The organism is Marinobacter pelagius (assembly GCF_900114925.1).
GTDB lineage: Bacteria > Pseudomonadota > Gammaproteobacteria > Pseudomonadales > Oleiphilaceae > Marinobacter > Marinobacter pelagius.
The window spans coordinates 78,359-95,037 of record NZ_FOUR01000006.1; the positions used below are offsets into that span (position 1 = coordinate 78,359).

Annotated in this window: 12 protein-coding genes; 10 read left to right on the top strand and 2 right to left on the bottom strand. The window is 60.5% G+C overall.

The genetic code is table 11. The annotated features are described in order from the left end of the window. Positions 1-118 precede the first annotated feature (118 nt). The 6 genes from BM254_RS12720 (at position 119) to BM254_RS12745 (ending at position 7,872) form a co-directional block, all read left to right on the top strand. Entirely contained in the window at positions 119-2,293 is a 2,175-nt protein-coding gene (locus tag BM254_RS12720) for a DNA topoisomerase III (RefSeq protein WP_092004185.1), read from the top strand. A 62-nt stretch (positions 2,294-2,355) separates the two neighbouring features. Next, positions 2,356-3,084, top strand: a complete 729-nt coding sequence (locus tag BM254_RS12725) for a response regulator transcription factor (protein WP_092004188.1) — start codon at positions 2,356-2,358, stop codon at positions 3,082-3,084. Then, positions 3,077-4,279: a FecR domain-containing protein gene (locus tag BM254_RS12730; protein WP_092004192.1), complete on the top strand. Its 1,203-nt coding sequence runs from the start codon at positions 3,077-3,079 to the stop codon at positions 4,277-4,279. The genes BM254_RS12725 and BM254_RS12730 overlap by 8 nt, the downstream gene beginning before the upstream one ends. 108 nt (positions 4,280-4,387) lie before the next feature. Beyond that, complete coding sequence (locus BM254_RS12735) at positions 4,388-6,280, top strand: PAS domain-containing sensor histidine kinase (protein ID WP_092004195.1); 1,893 nt, start codon at positions 4,388-4,390, stop codon at positions 6,278-6,280. A gap of 78 nt (positions 6,281-6,358) precedes the next feature. Beyond that, the gene (locus BM254_RS12740; RefSeq protein WP_092004197.1) at positions 6,359-7,099 is read left to right on the top strand and encodes an NYN domain-containing protein; all 741 of its coding nucleotides are present in this window, start codon (positions 6,359-6,361) and stop codon (positions 7,097-7,099) included. A gap of 26 nt (positions 7,100-7,125) precedes the next feature. After that, positions 7,126-7,872, top strand: coding sequence for an SDR family oxidoreductase (locus BM254_RS12745; protein WP_092004201.1), 747 nt, complete (start codon positions 7,126-7,128; stop codon positions 7,870-7,872). An 11-nt stretch (positions 7,873-7,883) separates the two neighbouring features. On the opposite strand, the gene BM254_RS12750 is transcribed toward BM254_RS12745, so the two are convergent. Both BM254_RS12750 and sstT read right to left on the bottom strand, forming a co-directional pair. Continuing rightward, positions 7,884-8,381 (bottom strand): shikimate kinase, encoded by a 498-nt coding sequence (locus BM254_RS12750; RefSeq protein WP_092004204.1) that lies wholly within the window; start codon positions 8,379-8,381, stop codon positions 7,884-7,886. A 7-nt stretch (positions 8,382-8,388) separates the two neighbouring features. Beyond that, positions 8,389-9,612: a serine/threonine transporter SstT gene (sstT, locus tag BM254_RS12755; RefSeq protein WP_092004206.1), complete on the bottom strand. Its 1,224-nt coding sequence runs from the start codon at positions 9,610-9,612 to the stop codon at positions 8,389-8,391. Between the two features lie 206 nt (positions 9,613-9,818). On the opposite strand from sstT, the gene BM254_RS12760 reads away from it, so the two are divergent. The 4 genes from BM254_RS12760 to BM254_RS12775 are packed head-to-tail and all read left to right on the top strand — an operon-like array spanning position 9,819 to position 16,520. Then, positions 9,819-11,315 carry a DUF3375 domain-containing protein gene (locus BM254_RS12760; RefSeq protein ID WP_092004209.1) on the top strand — a complete coding sequence of 499 codons (1,497 nt, stop codon included), beginning with the start codon at positions 9,819-9,821 and terminating at the stop codon, positions 11,313-11,315. A 6-nt stretch (positions 11,316-11,321) separates the two neighbouring features. Further along, on the top strand, positions 11,322-12,065 hold the full coding sequence (locus BM254_RS12765; RefSeq protein ID WP_092004212.1) for a DUF4194 domain-containing protein: 744 nt from the start codon (positions 11,322-11,324) through the stop codon (positions 12,063-12,065). Next, entirely contained in the window at positions 12,062-15,385 is a 3,324-nt protein-coding gene (locus BM254_RS12770; protein WP_092004216.1) for an ATP-binding protein, read from the top strand. The genes BM254_RS12765 and BM254_RS12770 overlap by 4 nt, the downstream gene beginning before the upstream one ends. Continuing rightward, complete coding sequence (locus BM254_RS12775) at positions 15,369-16,520, top strand: Wadjet anti-phage system protein JetD domain-containing protein (protein WP_092004219.1); 1,152 nt, start codon at positions 15,369-15,371, stop codon at positions 16,518-16,520. The genes BM254_RS12770 and BM254_RS12775 overlap by 17 nt, the downstream gene beginning before the upstream one ends. Positions 16,521-16,679: the final 159 nt, after the last annotated feature.

Consider the following 16,679-nt stretch of genomic DNA (forward strand, 5'->3'; position numbering starts at 1 on the left):
CACAGCCACTTACTCCACACTCATCAGTCTACTACAGATTTCAACCGTAACCCGAGCCGCTTGACAGCAACCGGCTAACACGCCACATTCCCTCGCCAATCAGCAAACACCAAAAGCCATGCACCTCTACATAGCCGAAAAACCCAGCCTCGCCCGCGCCATCGCCGCCGCCCTGCCCGGTCCGCACCAGAAAGGCCAGGGCTGGATCCGCTGTGGCCAGGGCGAAGACGCGGCCACGGTTAGCTGGTGTATCGGCCATCTGCTGGAACCGGCGGAACCCGCGCGCTACAACCCGGTGTGGAAAAAATGGCGGGCCGAAGACCTGCCCCTGTTTCCGGAACGCTGGGAGGTAACCCCCAAGGACAGCGTCCGCCAGCAACTGAAAGTCCTCGAATCCCTCATTCGCCAGGCCGATTCCATTGTCCATGCCGGCGACCCGGACCGCGAGGGCCAGCTCCTGGTGGACGAGGTGCTGCGCTACGTGGGCACCCAGGCGCCAATCCAGCGGCTGCTGATCAACGATCTCACGCCCTCAGCCGTCGCCAAGGCCATCCGCAGCACCCGGGACAACCGCGAATTCCGTCGCCTGTCCCACTCCGCCCTGGCACGGCAACGGGCCGACTGGCTCTACGGCATCAACCTCACCCGCTTCTACACCCTCAACTACCAGCAACAGGGCGAACAGGGGGTCTATTCCGTGGGGCGGGTACAGACCCCGGTTCTGGGCCTGGTGGTGGAGCGGGACAACACCATCGAAAACTTCGAGCCCAAGCCCTACTTCCGCATCGAAGGCCAATTCCGGGCCCACGAAGAAGGCGTGGACCCGAAACCGTTCAACGCCCGCTGGCTGCCGGACGAGCAATTCCAGGACTACCTGGACGAAGAAAACCGCCTGATGGACCGGGAGGTGGCCGAGCAGATCGCCGCCAGTGTCCAGGACCGGCCGGGCACCATCGTCGAATCCCGCTTCCGGGACCGGCCTGAAGCGCCACCATTGCCGCTCTCCCTCTCTGCCCTGCAGATCGAGGCCGGCCGCCTGTTTCGCATGGGCGCGAAAGACGTTCTGGATACTGCCCAGAACCTGTACGAACGGCACCAGCTGATCACCTATCCCCGGTCCGATTGCCGTTACCTGCCGGAGGAACATTTCGGCCAGCGCCAGCAGGTAGTGCAGGCCATCTCCCGGGTAGCACCGGCGCTTGCCAGCCACTGCGGGCAAGCCGACTTTGACCGCAAGAGCGCGGCCTGGAACGACAAACAGGTGGATGCGCACCACGCGATCATCCCCACCAACCGTCCCTCTCCCAATGGCAAGCTGACCCAGGCCGAAGAGAATATCTACGGCCTGATAAGCCGCTTCTACCTGATGCAGTTCGCCCCGGATGCCATCCACCGGGAAGGCCGGCTGACCGTCCGCGTGGCAGACCACCGGTTCCGGGCCACGGAAACCGCCATCCTCGAGCCGGGCTGGAAGAACCTGGAACTGAAACTTCGGGAACAGCGCCAGGAACCCCAGAAAGCACCGCTGCCCCGGCTGGAGAAAAACGAACCGGTGCACTGTGACGCGGCAACGGTCTCCGAGCGCAAGACCCAGCCACCACAGCATTTCACCGACGCCACCCTGCTCTCGGCGATGACCAACATCGCCAGGTTTGTCAGCGATGCGGAGTTGCGCAAGACCCTGCGGGAAACCGATGGTCTGGGTACCGAAGCCACCCGCGCGGCCATCATCGAAACCCTGTTCAAGCGCGACTATCTGTTCCGGGAAGGACGACACATCCGGGCCACCGCCAAGGGCAAGACCCTGATCGAGGCACTCCCGGAATCCGTCAGCAAGCCGGATCGCACGGCAGTCTGGGAAGCGACGCTGGAGGGCATTCGCCGGGGCGAGGATGACCCGCGCAAATTCCTCGACACCCTCAAGCAGGAAATCCGGGACCTGATGAACCGGCCCCAGGGCAAGGCCAGCCCGGAGCCAGAATCCAAAGGAGCCGGCCAGGCAATCCACTGCCCCAAATGCCGCGCTCCGATGGTGGAGCGGGAAGGCAAGTTCGGCCGTTTCCACGCCTGCACCCGCTACCCGGACTGCAAGGGCACCCGCCCGATCGAGGACAACGCCCCGGCCGATGGCACCGGCCAGAAGCCCATCCCCTGCCCCCACTGCTTTTCGCCCCTGGTGCGGCGCAAAGGCAAGAAAGGCTGGTTCTGGGGCTGCAGCAATTTCCCGGGTTGCCGGCAAACAGTCGACGATGACAACGGCAAACCCGCATTGGGTTTACGCAATAATACATAACGATACTGAACCGACCCTTGCTTTTTGCCATAATCGGTTGATATCGAAGGGAGAACATCACCATGCGCATTGCTCTGCTTGAAGACGAACACGAACAGGCGCAGAACGTGCAAAACATCCTGGCGGAACGTGGGCACCACTGCGACAGCTTTCCGACCGGCCAGAGTTTTCTGAGTGCCGTACTGCACCGCAGTTACGACCTGCTGATCCTGGACTGGCAGATCCCCGACATGACGGGCATCGATGTGCTGGAGAGTGTTCGGGCGCAGCTGAACTGGCCTATCCCGGTCATCTTTCTGACCCAGCGCGATAGTGAATCCGACATCGTTCGGGCGCTGGATGCCGGTGCCGACGATTACCTGGCCAAACCTCCCCGTGCCGCCGAGCTGTCTGCCCGGATCAACGCGCTGGCCCGCCGCACCAACCCGGACAACGAGAAAGAAGTCCTGGTGTACGGCCCGTTCGAGATCAATACCCAGCAGCGCTCTATCTCCCTGCACGGTGAGGAACTGACCCTCACAGACAAGGACTTTGACCTGACCCTGTTCCTGTTCCAGAACCAGGGCCGCCTGCTGACCCGGGAAATGCTGCTCGAACGCGTCTGGGGCCTGGCCCGTGATATCAACACCCGCACGGTGGATACTCACATGAGCCGCCTGCGCCGCCGCCTGGGCCTGAACCCGGAGAACGGCTTCCGGATCAAGACCATTTACCAACGGGGCTACCGGCTTGAGTCCATGAAAGCCCTGGACAACGACGAACTGGACAGACCCCTGGCAGCCAATGAGTGACGCCCTGCTCCGCCGAACCCTGCCCCTGCTTGCCTTGACAGCTTCGCTGGCAATGGCAGCGACTTACAGCGCGGCGGAAACGACCCGGGTGTCCTACACCACGGCAAGCGTGCAGCTTCTGCCCAGCCAGTCCGAACGCTCGGTACCGCTGAACGGGGGAACCTCCCTCCGGGCCGGCGACGAAATTGTATCCGGCGCGGGCACTGCCACGATCCAGCTGAACGAAGACGTCGAGCTACGCCTGTTCCCCCGCACACGCCTGCAGATTGTCGAACTGGCAACCGAAAGCTCACCCCGGGTACGGCTGATCGAAGGAAAGGTTCATGCCCGGGCACACTCCGGCGACTGGAATCCCCTTCCCGTATACATCGAGACAGCAACTGCCGTAGCCTTGACGCAGCACTCGACCTTCACAGTTCAGGCTTCTGCCGAGTCAACGCTGGTGCGGGTTACCGAAGGCATGGTGGATTTCGGAGCTCCGGGTAAAGCCCAGCGGATTCCGGCCGGGTACCGGGCCAGCGTCGGCACCGATGGACACACCGGGGTTACCATCCGGCAGCTGCCTGATGCTCCCGACGTCACCTCCCTGCCAGAAGTGGTCTCAACACTTCCACTCGAAGTGACCTGGCAAGGCGAGGATGCCTCCGGCTACCGGCTCGATATCTTCGAGACCGCCAGCGGCGAATGGATCGGCAGTCGTGAAGTCACCGGCAACCGGTTCGATATCGGCCTGCTGGACAACGGCGGCTACCAGATCCAAATCGCAACTCTGGACGCCAGCGGCCTGGCAGGCATGCCCGCCACCGTTCCGATGGAAGTCCGCCTGCAGGCGCAAACCGCCACGCTGTCTTACCCCGCCCCGGGTGCCAGCGCCGACGACGACATGCCCGAATTCCGCTGGCAGCTCAATGGCGAGAACGAGATCGCCAGGGTGGAGGTCGCCAGTGACAGGAATTTCCGGAACGTTATTGCCACCAGCGAGTGGGCGCCCGAGACCCAGGCCCTGCCCTCAAGGCCCCTTGAGCCGGGCGTGTATTACTGGCGCGTAGTGACGGAAGCCGGCGGAAAGTCGGTGGCGGCGACCGAACCCCGCGCTCTCACCGTCTATCCCAACCGCATCGCCAATCCTGGCAATTCGGGCGATGTTTCCGGCGAACAGGTTACGTCGCTTCCCGACCGCGGCAATCGCGGCTAGAACAATACGATCCAAACCTTGGAACTCGTCCCTGAAAACGGTATTTTGTCCGGCTGAGAGTTCTTTCTGGAACAATACCTTGAACGACCAACACCGACAGCAGGGCGCATGAGCCGGGACTTGCCAATCATCCGAACGACTCCCTGGAACCTGGGTCTGATCCTGCTCGCGATACTGCTGCTGATCCAACTGTCAGTCCTGCCCAAGATTCTTGACCAGGGGCTGCTGGAAACCGCACTCTCCAGCAGCCAGCTGGCCTTCCCGGAACAAAGCAAGGCCCTGTTTATCCGGGAGGCTCCCGCGTGGGCCGGCGCGTTGCTGAGCCTGATCGTGCTGGTGCTGGTTTCTATCCTGCTGCCCCGGATTCGCCCGAGCCGCACCTTGTTGACCTGCATTGCCATCGCAGGTTCCGCCACCGCGATATGCATGGTGGTACTGTTCGGAGCCGGGGTCTGGATACCTGTGGCGAACGCCATACTGATTCCCCTGATCGCCTTCCCGGTCTCCAGCGGCCTTCGCCTGGCCACGGCGAACCGCTTTCTCAACCAGCAACTGGACAGGCTGGTCACCAGCCCGAGGGTCAACCTCCAGGCACCTTCCCGGAACCATCCGGCCCAGTTGCTGAACTACCTCCGGGTGCTGTTCCAGCCCGAGGGCTGGCTGCTCACCGACGGCCAGGATATTCTCTCTGCCCGCGACCTCACCGTGGCGGATATCCCCGACTCCCTGACCACCGGGCAGTGGCTGCATCAACCCCGGGTAAGCTGGATCCGGCTGGACCGGGGCGACACCCGATACACACTGGGCTTTACCATGCCCAACGACCTGGGCCGGGAGGCGATTCAGCGCTACCTCAGGCGCCTGCGGCTGGAAGAATCGCCGCCCATTGCCGATCATTCCGAGATCCGGGAAAACATTTCAGCGCGCATAGAAAGGCTGCGTACGGCAACCGAGCGCATGAACAGGATGCAACAGTTCATCCGTCGCAGCTTCGAGCACATGCCCGATGGAATCATCGTGACCGACGAGCTGGGCGTTATCCGCTTCGCCAACGGCCACATCGAGGAATGGTTCGGTGACCCCATGCCGAGCCTTGATGGCATGCCGCTGGCCCGACTCCTTGAAGGTCACGACCCCCGGGAAATTCCGCCCTGGCACGAAACCATCTCGGAAACCCTGACCATGCAGCAGAGCCGCACGGTGGACCTGCACATCCATGACAAGGACTTCCTCATCCACTTTGCGCCGTTCGCCCTGCCGGATACAAACCAGCACGGCATCATCGCCAACATCTCGGACATCTCCGAGTTGCGGGAACAACAGCGGCAACACCGGGAGGCTATCGACTTCATCTCCCACGATGTGCGCTCGCCACTGGTGTCTCAGCTCGCCCTCATCGAGCAGCTGAAGCGGGATCCTTCCAACATTGAACCGGCACAACTGGAACAGCTGGGCAAGCTGGCCCGGCGCAGCTACAACCTGGCCGAGGAGTTCGTGCAGCTGGCCCGCGCCGAACAGCTGACCGAAACCCGTTTCTACGAGTGCGAATTCCTGGCCATTGCCGAGAACGCCCGGGACAGCGTCAGCGAACAAGCCGCCGAGAAACACATCGAATTTTCCCTGCAAGGCACCGAGGATCTCTGGCTGCGGGGTAATGCGGAGTTGCTGGAACGGGCCGTGATCAACCTGATGACCAACGCCGTGCAGTACAGCCCACCCGGCTCGACCATTAACGTGCAGGTATTCCGTGCCGGGCACCAGGCCTGCCTGACGGTAACCGATGAAGGCACCGGTATTGACCAGCAGGAACTGCCCTACCTGTTTGACCGCTTCATGCGCCAGAAAAGCAGCGAACTGGCCGGCATTCACGGCGCGGGGCTGGGGCTGTCATTCGTGAAGACGGTAGTGGAAAAACATCGGGGAGAGATTTCGGTCGCTTCGACTCCCGGAGAGGGAACCTCGTTCACCCTGAAGCTACCGATGGCCGACCCACTGGCCTGAGACTGCACACTTCGAGTACGGTTAGAGTGACAACTAACCGTATTCAGCCCCCCCAACCAAAAGGAAACCTCAAGGAAGATGAGCTCCAACTACCGAATTGCCCTGCTGATCGACTGCGACAACGTCAGCCACCAAGCCATTGAGGGTGTGCTCCAGGAACTGGCCAAGTACGGTGCCGTGAACATACGGCACGCCCACGGCAACTGGAACGGCCCGCAGCTGGGCGGCTGGATCGAGAAACTCCACCCCAATGCCATCCGCCCCATCCAGCAGTTCGCCTACACCACCGGCAAAAATGCCACCGACGCCTCGATGATCATCGACGCGATGGACCTGCTCTACAGCGGCAATGTGGACGCCTTCGCCCTGATGACCAGTGACAGCGACTTCACACCTTTGGTGATGCGCATCCTGGAAGCGGGCTTGCCCGTATTCGGATTTGGCGAGCGGAAGACACCCCTGCCCTTCGTGAATGCCTGTTCCCAGTTCATCTACACCGAGAATCTCCGGGACGAAGCGGATGAAGAGGAAGGTGACAACGGCACAGAGCCGGCCGCCAGAACCCAGAAAAAATGGGGCCGCAACCAGCTCCGGGGCGACTCGGTGCTGGTAAGAACCTTGCGTACAGCCGTCGAGCAAACCGCCGATGACGATGGCTGGGCGCACCTTGGCAAGGTGGGCCAATACATCTCCAACAACAGCTCCTTCTCGCCGGTGAACTACGGTTACAAGAAACTGAGCGACCTGATCAAGGCCAGTGAACTGTTCGAGATCCGGGTTGGCGATAAGAATGTGGTTTACATAAAGAGTCCCGGCTAAGCCGGCGCCAATACTAGGAGTGGAGAATGCGACGTAACATCCTGATTACCGGAGCCAGCAGTGGTCTGGGCATGGGCATGGCCCGGGCGTGGGCGGCCAAAGGTTGCAACCTGGCCCTGTGTGCCCGACGCGAGGAGAACCTGGAAGCGCTCCAGCATGAGCTGACCACGAGCTACCCGAACATCCGAGTGGTCATCCAGGCTCTGGACGTGTGCGATTACGACCGGGTGCCGGAGGTATTTCAGAGCTTCAAAGAGGAGCTGGGCAGCCTCGACCGCATCGTGGTCAACGCCGGCATGGCGAGCAGCCACGGCATTGGCCAGGGGCACTTCGAATCCAACCGTCAGGCGGCAGAGACCAACTTCGTCGCAGCGATCGCCCAGTGCGAAGCCGCCATGGAGATTTTCCGGGCCCAGAACGCGGGCCACCTGGTGCTGATTTCCTCCGTCAGTGGCGTGCGCGGCTTCCGGGGCGCCATGAACGTCTACGCCGCCACCAAAGCCGCCGTGGCCTCACTGGCCGAAGGCCTGCAGCTGGACACTGAAGGCACCCCCATCCGGGTCACCAACATCATGCCCGGCTACATCCTCACCGACATCAACCGCAGCACCAAAAACGCCCCCTTCCGGGTGGATCTGGAGACGGGCGTCGCCGCGCTGGTGAGCGCCATCGACAAGGAAAAACGCCGCGCCTACGTGCCCTGGTGGCCGTGGACGCCGCTGAGCTACGTGATCAAGGCGTTGCCGTTCAAGGTGTTTGCGCGCGCGATGTAGCTCCTCATGTCTTAACTCACCGCCGAAAGCACCGCCTCACACACCTCATCGTGAGTGAGGCCAGCCCCTTTCACCGTTACATCTGCATAACGGGAATACAGCGCAAAACGCTCGTCAAACAACTCGGCCAGCGACTGATCCGGTCGGCGCGAAATGCCCCGCAGGCTGTAGTCGCCAATACGTTCGATCACCACGTCCAGCGGGATATCCAGGAAAACCACGGTTCCGTTGCTTTTCAGGTGGCGCATGGCTACATCACTGTATACCGCGCTGCCGCCGGTACTTATAACGTGGTTCTCGATGGTCAGGTTCAGCAACACCTGCTCCTCGATTTTCCGTAACGCCTGGTAGCCGTTCTGGTCCACGATCTCCTGCAATGTGCGTCCCGCTTCCTGCTGGATGAGCAGGTCGGTATCCACGAAGCCCAGCCCCAGTCGCTTGGCGACCAGCACTCCGACGGTGCTTTTGCCGCTGCCGGGCATACCGATAAAGACCAGGTTTCGAGCCATCGACTGGTTACCCCTCTTTTTGCTCGGCCGCGCGACAGGCGGCTGCGGTGAACAAAACATCGGTGGATGAGTTCAGGGCGGTTTCCGTGGAATCCTGAACCACGCTGATCACAAAGCCAATGGCCACCACCTGCATGGCCACTTCCGTTGAAATACCGAACAGGCTGGTCGCGAGCGGAATCAACAGCAAAGACCCGCCCGCAACACCTGACACCCCGCAAGCTGCAAGAGCTGACACCACGCACAGCAACATGGCGGTAGCGAAATCCACGGGGATGCCGAGCGTATTCGCCGCGGCCAGGGTGATCACAGAAATGGTGATGGCCGCGCCAGCCATGTTGATGGTGGCACCCAGCGGAATAGAAATGGAGTAGGTATCGGGGTCCAGTTCCAATTGCTCGCACAGCTCCATGTTAACCGGGATATTAGCGGCAGAACTGCGGGTAAAGAAGGCTGTGACGGCACTGCCCCGAAGGCAGGCAAAAACCAGCGGGAAAGGATTCTGGCGGGTTTTCAGGAAAACAATCAGCGGGTTGGTCACCAGCGCCACGAACAGCATACAACCCACGATTACGCCCAGAAGCTGACCATACTCCAGCAAGGCGCCAACGCCGGTCTCGGCCAATGTATTGGCGACCAGTCCCAGAATACCGAGAGGGGCAAAGCGAATCACAATATGGACAATATCGGAAACCGCATCTGATAGGTCTTTCAACACCTTGCTGGTGGCATCACTGGCCTGGCGAAGCATGAATCCGAGCCCCACAGCCCAGGCCAGAATGGCAATAAAGTTGCCTTCCATTAACGCCGTTACCGGATTGGCCACCATGCTGAGCAACAGGTCTCTCAGGATTTCGGTGATGCTCCCGGGGGGCTCACCAGTGACTTCCGGCAGGTCCAGCGTCAGTTCCGTCGGGAACAGAAAGCTGGCAACAACCGCGACCAGTGCAGCGATGAGCGTACCAACTACGTATAGCACCAGTACGCCGCGGATATGCGTTGGCTGACCTTTTTCATGGGCCGCAATAGCGGCGGCCACCAGCACAAACACAAGGATAGGCGCGACGGCCTTGAGTGCTGAAATAAACAACTGACCGAGTAGCGAAAACGATTTGGCGGTTTCAGGAGAAAGCAGTGCCAGTGCTACCCCGGCAATGATGCCGAGCATGATCTGGGGAATCAGACCCAACTGCAGAAGGGGACGGAAGAACGTGGTTTGCCCGCTGGACATCATAGGCTCCGGTTGAAAGGATTGAACGGGCGGCGGAATTTACCACAAATGCCAGATTAACGAGACACGGGGTATCCGAAACCGGAGCCTGCAAAGTAGAGCCCGGGTGTGCTTGTGACTATTCCGTTGTAGCGGGAACCGCCCCACCATTACTATAGGGGTTATCATTCTCGCCCAACCTTTTCAGATGGTACTTCCGATTGCCCATGGACGAACAAACCCACCTGAGAACCCGCGCCTACCTGGTCGCCCGACACCAGCATCCGGCCTGGAAGCTGCTTTCAGCCACCAGAGGCCCCCTGGTGCTCAGCTGCCTGCAGGCGTTAATGGAGCAGAACCGGGAAGAAATCCTGTTCGAGGATGCCCAGCAAATGCTGACGGATATCCTGCGGGAGCACGCCAACAGCGATGACCTCGAGCTATCCACTGACGACCCGGCCGCCGATGCCAGAAAAGAGCTGCGCTCCTGGATTCGCAAAGGGCTGATTGTTGAGCGGGACGGCCGCCTGATGGCCACCGATGCCCTGCAAAAGGCCCTTGCCTTTGTTGAGGGCCTCGATGAAAAAATCATGACGTCCACGGCCTCACGCCTGGCCACTGTGCAGCGGGAAATCGAAAACCTGGAAACCCGCCTGAATCCGAATGCCCAAAGCCGCGCCGACCATATACGCCGCAAGATAAAAGACCTGGAGCGCGAATTGGCTGAAGTGGAAGCCGGTCGATTCAAAGTGCTGGCAGGTGCCGAAGCGGCAGAAGGCATTCGCGAAGTTTACAATCTTGCCACCAGCCTGCGGGCCGACTTCCGCCGGGTGGAGGACTCCTACCGGGAGGCTGACCGGCAGTTGCGCCAGTCCATCGTCAGCGAACAGCATCACCGGGGCGAAATCGTTGACCGCTTGCTGGATGGTCACGACACCCTGCTGGAAACCGCCGAAGGCAAGGTCTTCCACAACTTCAACGAGCAACTCAGCCGGTCCACCGAGCTGGACAATATGAAACACCGGCTGCGGACTATCCTGAAAAATCCGGCCACCCGCCACGCCCTGTCCCGGCAGCAGCAGGATGAATTGCGCTGGCTGGTCATCCGGCTGATTCAGGAGTCCGCTGCCGTAATAAGGGCAAGGGCTCGTAGCGAAAAAGACGTCAAAGGCTTCCTGAAAACGGGCCTGGCCGCCGAGAACCACAGGGTCGGCGAACTGCTCAGCAGCATACTGAATGCTGCGCTCGACATTGACTGGTCCAGCCACAGGGTCCGCAAAAGCGAGACTCCCCTGCCACCGGTTGCCGTGGCGGTTTCCAGCCTGCCACTAGTTGAACGACTGAGATTCAAATCGGCCACCGAAGAACAGGAACAAAGTCTGGAGTTGACCGACCAGAGCGTAAATCTGGAAGAAGTCGATGAAGACTTCTGGCGTGCTTTTGATGGTCTCGACCGGGAAGCCCTGTATCAGGAAACGGTGGAGCTGCTGAAAGTCACCGACCGTCCCATGACCATTGGCGACCTGGCCACTCATTTGCCGCCCACCCATGACCTGGAAACCATTGCCCTCTGGCTGGCGATGGCCCGTGAGGCGGAAGTGGAGATCACTGAAGACCGGGAAGCCGTCGACATTACCGACAGCAATGGCCAGCGGCTGCGCTTCCACGTGCCGCAACTGATGCTGACCCTACAAGACGCAGAATCCATCGACTGGGAGCTGTAAAGCCGCATGTCTGACTATTTTGACCGCCTGACACGCCAGGCCGATAACGAACAAGCTACGGAAGAACCGCAACAAACATCAGAGGCCCCGGACGATGCAGACCAGCAACGGCCGCTGACAGAGGCTGGCCACTACACGCCCGCCAATGTGAAAGCCACCACCCAGGAGCTGCTGAAATACGGACTGCTTGAAGCGGACCGGAAGCCCAATCTCTACCAGGTCGCCATTACCCAGACCGCCGCCATCGACCAGATCCTGGAGCCGCTCGACCTGCGCCTGAAGGTGGATGACGTGCGCGGGCTGGCCTTTCTGGTGGTCTCTGAACAGCTATTCACAGAAGGTGAAGAAAAGGATGACGAGTGGTCCCACCCCCTGGTTCGCCGCCAGCGCCTAACCATGGAACAGTCCCTGCTGGTCGCCATACTGCGACAGCACTTCATCGCCCACGAACAGGAAGCCGGGATCGGAGCCGGTGAGGCTACAGTAGAACTGGATGAATTACTGCCTCAACTACAGCTGTACCTGGGCGACACCGGCAGCGACACCCGCGACCAGAAGCGCCTGCGCAGCCTGCTGGACAACCTGAAAAACCACGGCATTGTCTCGGACATCGACGGCAATGACCAGGTTGTCATACGCCCGATCATCACCCATCTGGCAAACCCTGAAAACCTGCAGAACCTGTTGCACCATTTCCGGCGCATGGCCGGCCAATCCGCCCCGGAAGAAGCTGACGGAGAGGATCTATGAGCCAATCCCAGACCGACCTCTTTGCCACTGAACTTCTTCCGCCCACGGCCTATATTCTGACCCACCTGGACCTGTACAACTGGGGGCCCTTCGGCGGTCGGCACTGTGCCGAGATCGACCCCAAAGGCACCGCTATCATCGGCCCCACCGGCAGCGGCAAAACGACTCTGGTAGATGCGCTGATGACCTTGCTCACCCATCAGCCCCGGTATAACCTGGCCTCCACCGGGGGCCATGAAAGCGACCGTGACCTCATCTCCTACATCCGGGGCGTATCCGGTGCCGGTAACAACAGCGGCGATAACAGCCACATTGCCCGCCCCGGCAAAACCGTTACCGCTGTGAGCGCCCGCTTCTCCAACGGTGACGAGGCCATTCGCATCGGTGCGTTGTTCTGGATAGACGGCAGCAGCTCCGCCGCCAGCGACCTCAAGCGCCTGTGGCTGTTCTCCGAACGGGATGACCAGAGCCTGGATACCTGGCTGGCCATCCACCATGAGGGCGGGGCCCGGGAGCTTAAACAGCACGCAAGGGATAACCCGGGATTGCAGGCCAACGACAGCAAGAAAGCTTATTTGGCCCAGGTACGTCGCTTTTTCGAAGTGGGGGAAAATGCCTTCACTCTGCTCAACCGCGCCGCGGGCCTGAAACAACTCAACAGCATTGACGAAATCTTCCGGGAACTGGTGCTGGACGACCACTCTGCATTCGACCGAGCCGCTGAAGTAGCCAGTGAGTTCGACGACCTGGCCGCCATTCACAGCGAACTGGAAACCGCCCGCAAACAGCACCAATCGCTCTTGCCCATTGCGGAAACCCATGAAAAACACCAGGCCGTCGCTACCGAGCTGGACCAGCAACTGGCCCTGAAAGAAATTCTGCCAGTGTGGTTTGCCCAAACCGGTTACGAGCTATGGAACAGCCGGAAACAGGAACTTGAAAAGCAGCTCGACGAGGGCCGAAAAGCCCTCCACTCATTAGATGAGACCGTCCAGGAACTGAACAGCAAAGCCGACACCCTGAAAGATATCTACCTGCAGGCCGGCGGCGCCAGCATTGAACAACTCAAAGAGCAGATTTCCCAACAGAAGCGCTGGGTGGAAGAACGAGACCGCCACGCCAGGGATTATCAAACCCTGACTGGCAAACTTGATTTGGACAGCACACTGGCCCCCGAGGCTCTGGCCCGGAACCGCCAGCTCGCCGAGACAAAGCTGCGTGAATTGTCCGAACTCGCAGACACGCAGGACAAATCCCTGCTGGACCTGCGCATCCGTTACGGCAAGCTCAATGAAACGCTGGCCGAACTCAGTGAAGAAATCGATCGCATCAAGGCCCGCCCGGGTTCCAACATCGACGGGCGTTACCAGGAGTTCCGCAGCGAACTGGCCCGGGCGCTGAACCTGGACGAGCAGAGCCTGCCCTTCGTGGCAGAACTGGTGGAAGTCAAAGCCGAAGAACGCGACTGGCGCGGCGCGATCGAACGGGCCATTGGCGGGCACCGTTTGCGCCTGCTGGTGCCCCCGGCGGCAATGCAATCCGCCCTGGACAGAGTAAACAGCCGTGACAACCGGCTTCACGTGCGACTTCTGGAGGCCCAGACACCCCAGGCCCCGGCCCGGTTCATGGACGACGGCTTCACCCGCAAGCTGAATTTCAAGGACCATCCTCACCGGGAAGCCCTGAAACACCTGCTGGCCGGAATCGACCGGCACTGCGTGGGTTCTCCGGAAACCCTGCGCCAGACCCCCCAAGGCATGACGCAACAAGGCCTCATGTCTGGCAAGAAGGGCTATTTCGAAAAACGGGACAACCAGCGGCTCGACAAGGGCTGGATGACCGGGTTCAACAATCGTGACCGTCTCGCTGCCCTTAACAACGAGCTGACAGAAACCCGCCAGGAAGCGGACACCCTGGAGCAGCAACTCAAAACAGCCCGCAGAAACCTGAAGGACACCCAGGACCAGATAAGGCTTTACGAGCTCCTTGGCGAAACCGAATTCAGCACCATCGACCTGCCCAGCGCACAGCGAGAACTGGATGCCCTTCAAAACCGGATGGAGGCGCTGACTGCTCCGGACTCGGATGTTGAGAAAGCCCGGCGGGAGTTTGAGTCCGTCCGGAAGGAGCTTGAACAGAGTCAAAACAGGCTTTCAGAACAAAAGACCGCCAATGCCTTGCTTGAAGAAAAACGCAACCAGGCCGCTCGGACATGCACGGAACTGTTGGACCGGATTGGCGAGGGCCTGACAGACGACCAGCAAACACTGGCCGCCGGACACTTCCGCGCCCCGGCAGCAGACCAGTACGAACGTCTGGAAGCCCTGGAGCGGGACCAGCGCGAACAGCTGGATAGGGCCATCGGCAAACTGGGCAAACAGATTCAGGGTTACGAGCTCAACCTGACCCGACTGATGGGAGAAGCCCGCACCATCGATACCGGAGCGCTCGCGGAAACCGGCAGCGATATCCGGGACATTCCCGAATACCTCGAACGCCTGCGGGTGCTGGAAGAAGAGGCACTCCCCCAGAAACTCGAGCGTTTCCTCAGTTACCTGAACCAGTCATCGGATCAGGGGGTCACCCAGTTGCTGGCCCATATCCAGAACCAGGTAGCCATCATTGAGGAACGTATCTCCGACCTGAACGCCACCCTGCGGCGGGTCGACTTCCAGCAGGGCCGGTACCTGCGCCTGGAGCCACGCAGGGTTACCCACGAATCCCTCCGGACCCTGGAGCGGGCCCAGAGACAGCTCCGCGCTGACGCCCTGAAAGACGACCAGGGCGAAAGCCACTTCAAGGCCCTGCAGAACATGGTAGCCTTGCTGCGGGATGCCGCAGACAACAAACGCACCGTAGGTGCTCGGGCCTTGCTGGACCCACGCTACCGACTGCAGTTCGAGGTCTCGGTTCTTGATAGGGATTCCGGCACGGTGATCGAAACCCGCACCGGCTCCCAGGGCGGCAGCGGTGGCGAAAAAGAAATCATCGCCAGCTATATCCTCACTGCCTCCCTGAGCTACGCCCTTTGCCCGGACGGCGCCACCCAGCCGCTGTTTGGCACCATCGTGCTGGACGAGGCATTCTCCAAAAGCTCCCACGCGGTAGCAGGTCGCATCATCTCGGCCCTCAACGAATTTGGCCTGCACCCACTGTTCGTCACACCCAACAAAGAGATGCGGCTGCTGCGGGCTCATACCCGCTCGGCCATCCTGGTGCACCGCAAAGACCTGCGCGCCACCCTTACTTCACTGAGCTGGGAAGAGCTAGAAGCCCACGCCGAAAAAATAGCCCGGAAAGCCCATGAAATCTCCGGATGAACTGGCAAGTCGCCTGGCCCGGCAATGGCAGAATGCAGACCTGCGCGAGCAACGCCTGCTCAGGCCGGAGAGCTGGCCATTGACCCTTACAATCGGAAAGCCCACTGGCACCGTGGTAAGGGATCAGGTCGGAGAGGTTCGCAAACACCTCCAGCAATGGCGGGAGGTTACGATCGGGCAAGTCCAGTGGCAGCCTGTCCGCTTTCAAAGCACCAGCGAAGCCATCAACATTCCCTCCAACTGGAGGCTGGAGTCTCCCAGCCAGTGGGTAAAGGCCACCGGCAGCAGTGACATCAAGCGGGAATACGATACGCTCAATCGCCTCGCCTCTGCCCTGGACCCGCGCTTTCACTCACTGATTGTACGCCGGCGTAGCCTGGTCATGGATAAACCAGAGCGTGACGTCATCCTGAGCGGTGAAGTGGCTCTTCAGCTCCAGCCGGGCTGCGCCAATGGAAAGCCCCTCAGGGCGCTTTCTGTCGCCGGTACCGACAGCAAATTCTTCGAACGTAATCACCTGCTGGTCACCCTGATGCTGGATATCCTGTTCGACGGCCGGACCAGCGAAACCGGACTGGAAACCTTCCTGGGCGCCGAGGACGAGGGCCACCACTGGCTACTGATCGCGGATCTGGATGGCTCACTGCTGCCCTTCTCACAGATTCGGGTCCGGGCGTATGAACTGCAAAGCACCCCATTGCCAGGCCAGCGCCTGATCCTGGTAGAAAACGAACGTAGCCTTCACCAGCTGCCCTCCGTGCCCGATACCATCGCGGTGCTCGGATCCGGCCTCAACCTGTCCTGGTTGCAGGCAAGCTGGCTATCCAACAAAGCCGTGGCCTACTGGGGTGACCTGGACACCTGGGGTCTGACCATGCTTGGCCGTGCCAGAGAGCATCTCCCGAAGCTAACACCCTTGCTTATGGACAGGGCCACCTTTGAAAGGTTTGCCGATGAAAGTGCTGTTGAGGAACCACTGCCAGCACCTGCTATCGTCCCGCCAGGACTGACCGAGAGCGAAGCCGGGCTTTACCACCTGCTGCGTCAGTCGGACCGTGGCCGGCTGGAACAAGAGTTCCTTCCAGTAAACATGGTTCACAGAACGGTGGTTAACTGGATTGCCCGACCCACCTAATAGCTCCGGCAAACGGCCCAACGCCCTGTATCCAGTTCAGGTCGCTCAGGCGGAAAGCCCCGAAAACAACTCGCTCATCCGCCCATACACAAACACAAATGCCAATTTCCGGACCAATGGCCTTGGTGCCCGGTTCCGCCGCGCGGTGCATATGTGTGT

Bases quoted from the DNA above. Each gene is read 5' to 3' on its own strand.
- BM254_RS12765 (WP_092004212.1), top strand. From the start codon at position 11,322: ATGTCTGACTATTTTGACCGCCTGACACGCCAGGCCGATAACGAACAA.
- sstT (WP_092004206.1), bottom strand. From the start codon at position 9,612: ATGTCCAGCGGGCAAACCACGTTCTTCCGTCCCCTTCTGCAGTTGGGT.
- BM254_RS12720 (WP_092004185.1), top strand. From the start codon at position 119: ATGCACCTCTACATAGCCGAAAAACCCAGCCTCGCCCGCGCCATCGCC.
- BM254_RS12735 (WP_092004195.1), top strand. From the start codon at position 4,388: ATGAGCCGGGACTTGCCAATCATCCGAACGACTCCCTGGAACCTGGGT.
- BM254_RS12775 (WP_092004219.1), top strand. From the start codon at position 15,369: ATGAAATCTCCGGATGAACTGGCAAGTCGCCTGGCCCGGCAATGGCAG.
- BM254_RS12740 (WP_092004197.1), top strand. From the start codon at position 6,359: ATGAGCTCCAACTACCGAATTGCCCTGCTGATCGACTGCGACAACGTC.
- BM254_RS12745 (WP_092004201.1), top strand. From the start codon at position 7,126: ATGCGACGTAACATCCTGATTACCGGAGCCAGCAGTGGTCTGGGCATG.
- BM254_RS12770 (WP_092004216.1), top strand. From the start codon at position 12,062: ATGAGCCAATCCCAGACCGACCTCTTTGCCACTGAACTTCTTCCGCCC.
- BM254_RS12730 (WP_092004192.1), top strand. From the start codon at position 3,077: ATGAGTGACGCCCTGCTCCGCCGAACCCTGCCCCTGCTTGCCTTGACA.
- BM254_RS12750 (WP_092004204.1), bottom strand. From the start codon at position 8,381: ATGGCTCGAAACCTGGTCTTTATCGGTATGCCCGGCAGCGGCAAAAGC.
- BM254_RS12760 (WP_092004209.1), top strand. From the start codon at position 9,819: ATGGACGAACAAACCCACCTGAGAACCCGCGCCTACCTGGTCGCCCGA.
- BM254_RS12725 (WP_092004188.1), top strand. From the start codon at position 2,356: ATGCGCATTGCTCTGCTTGAAGACGAACACGAACAGGCGCAGAACGTG.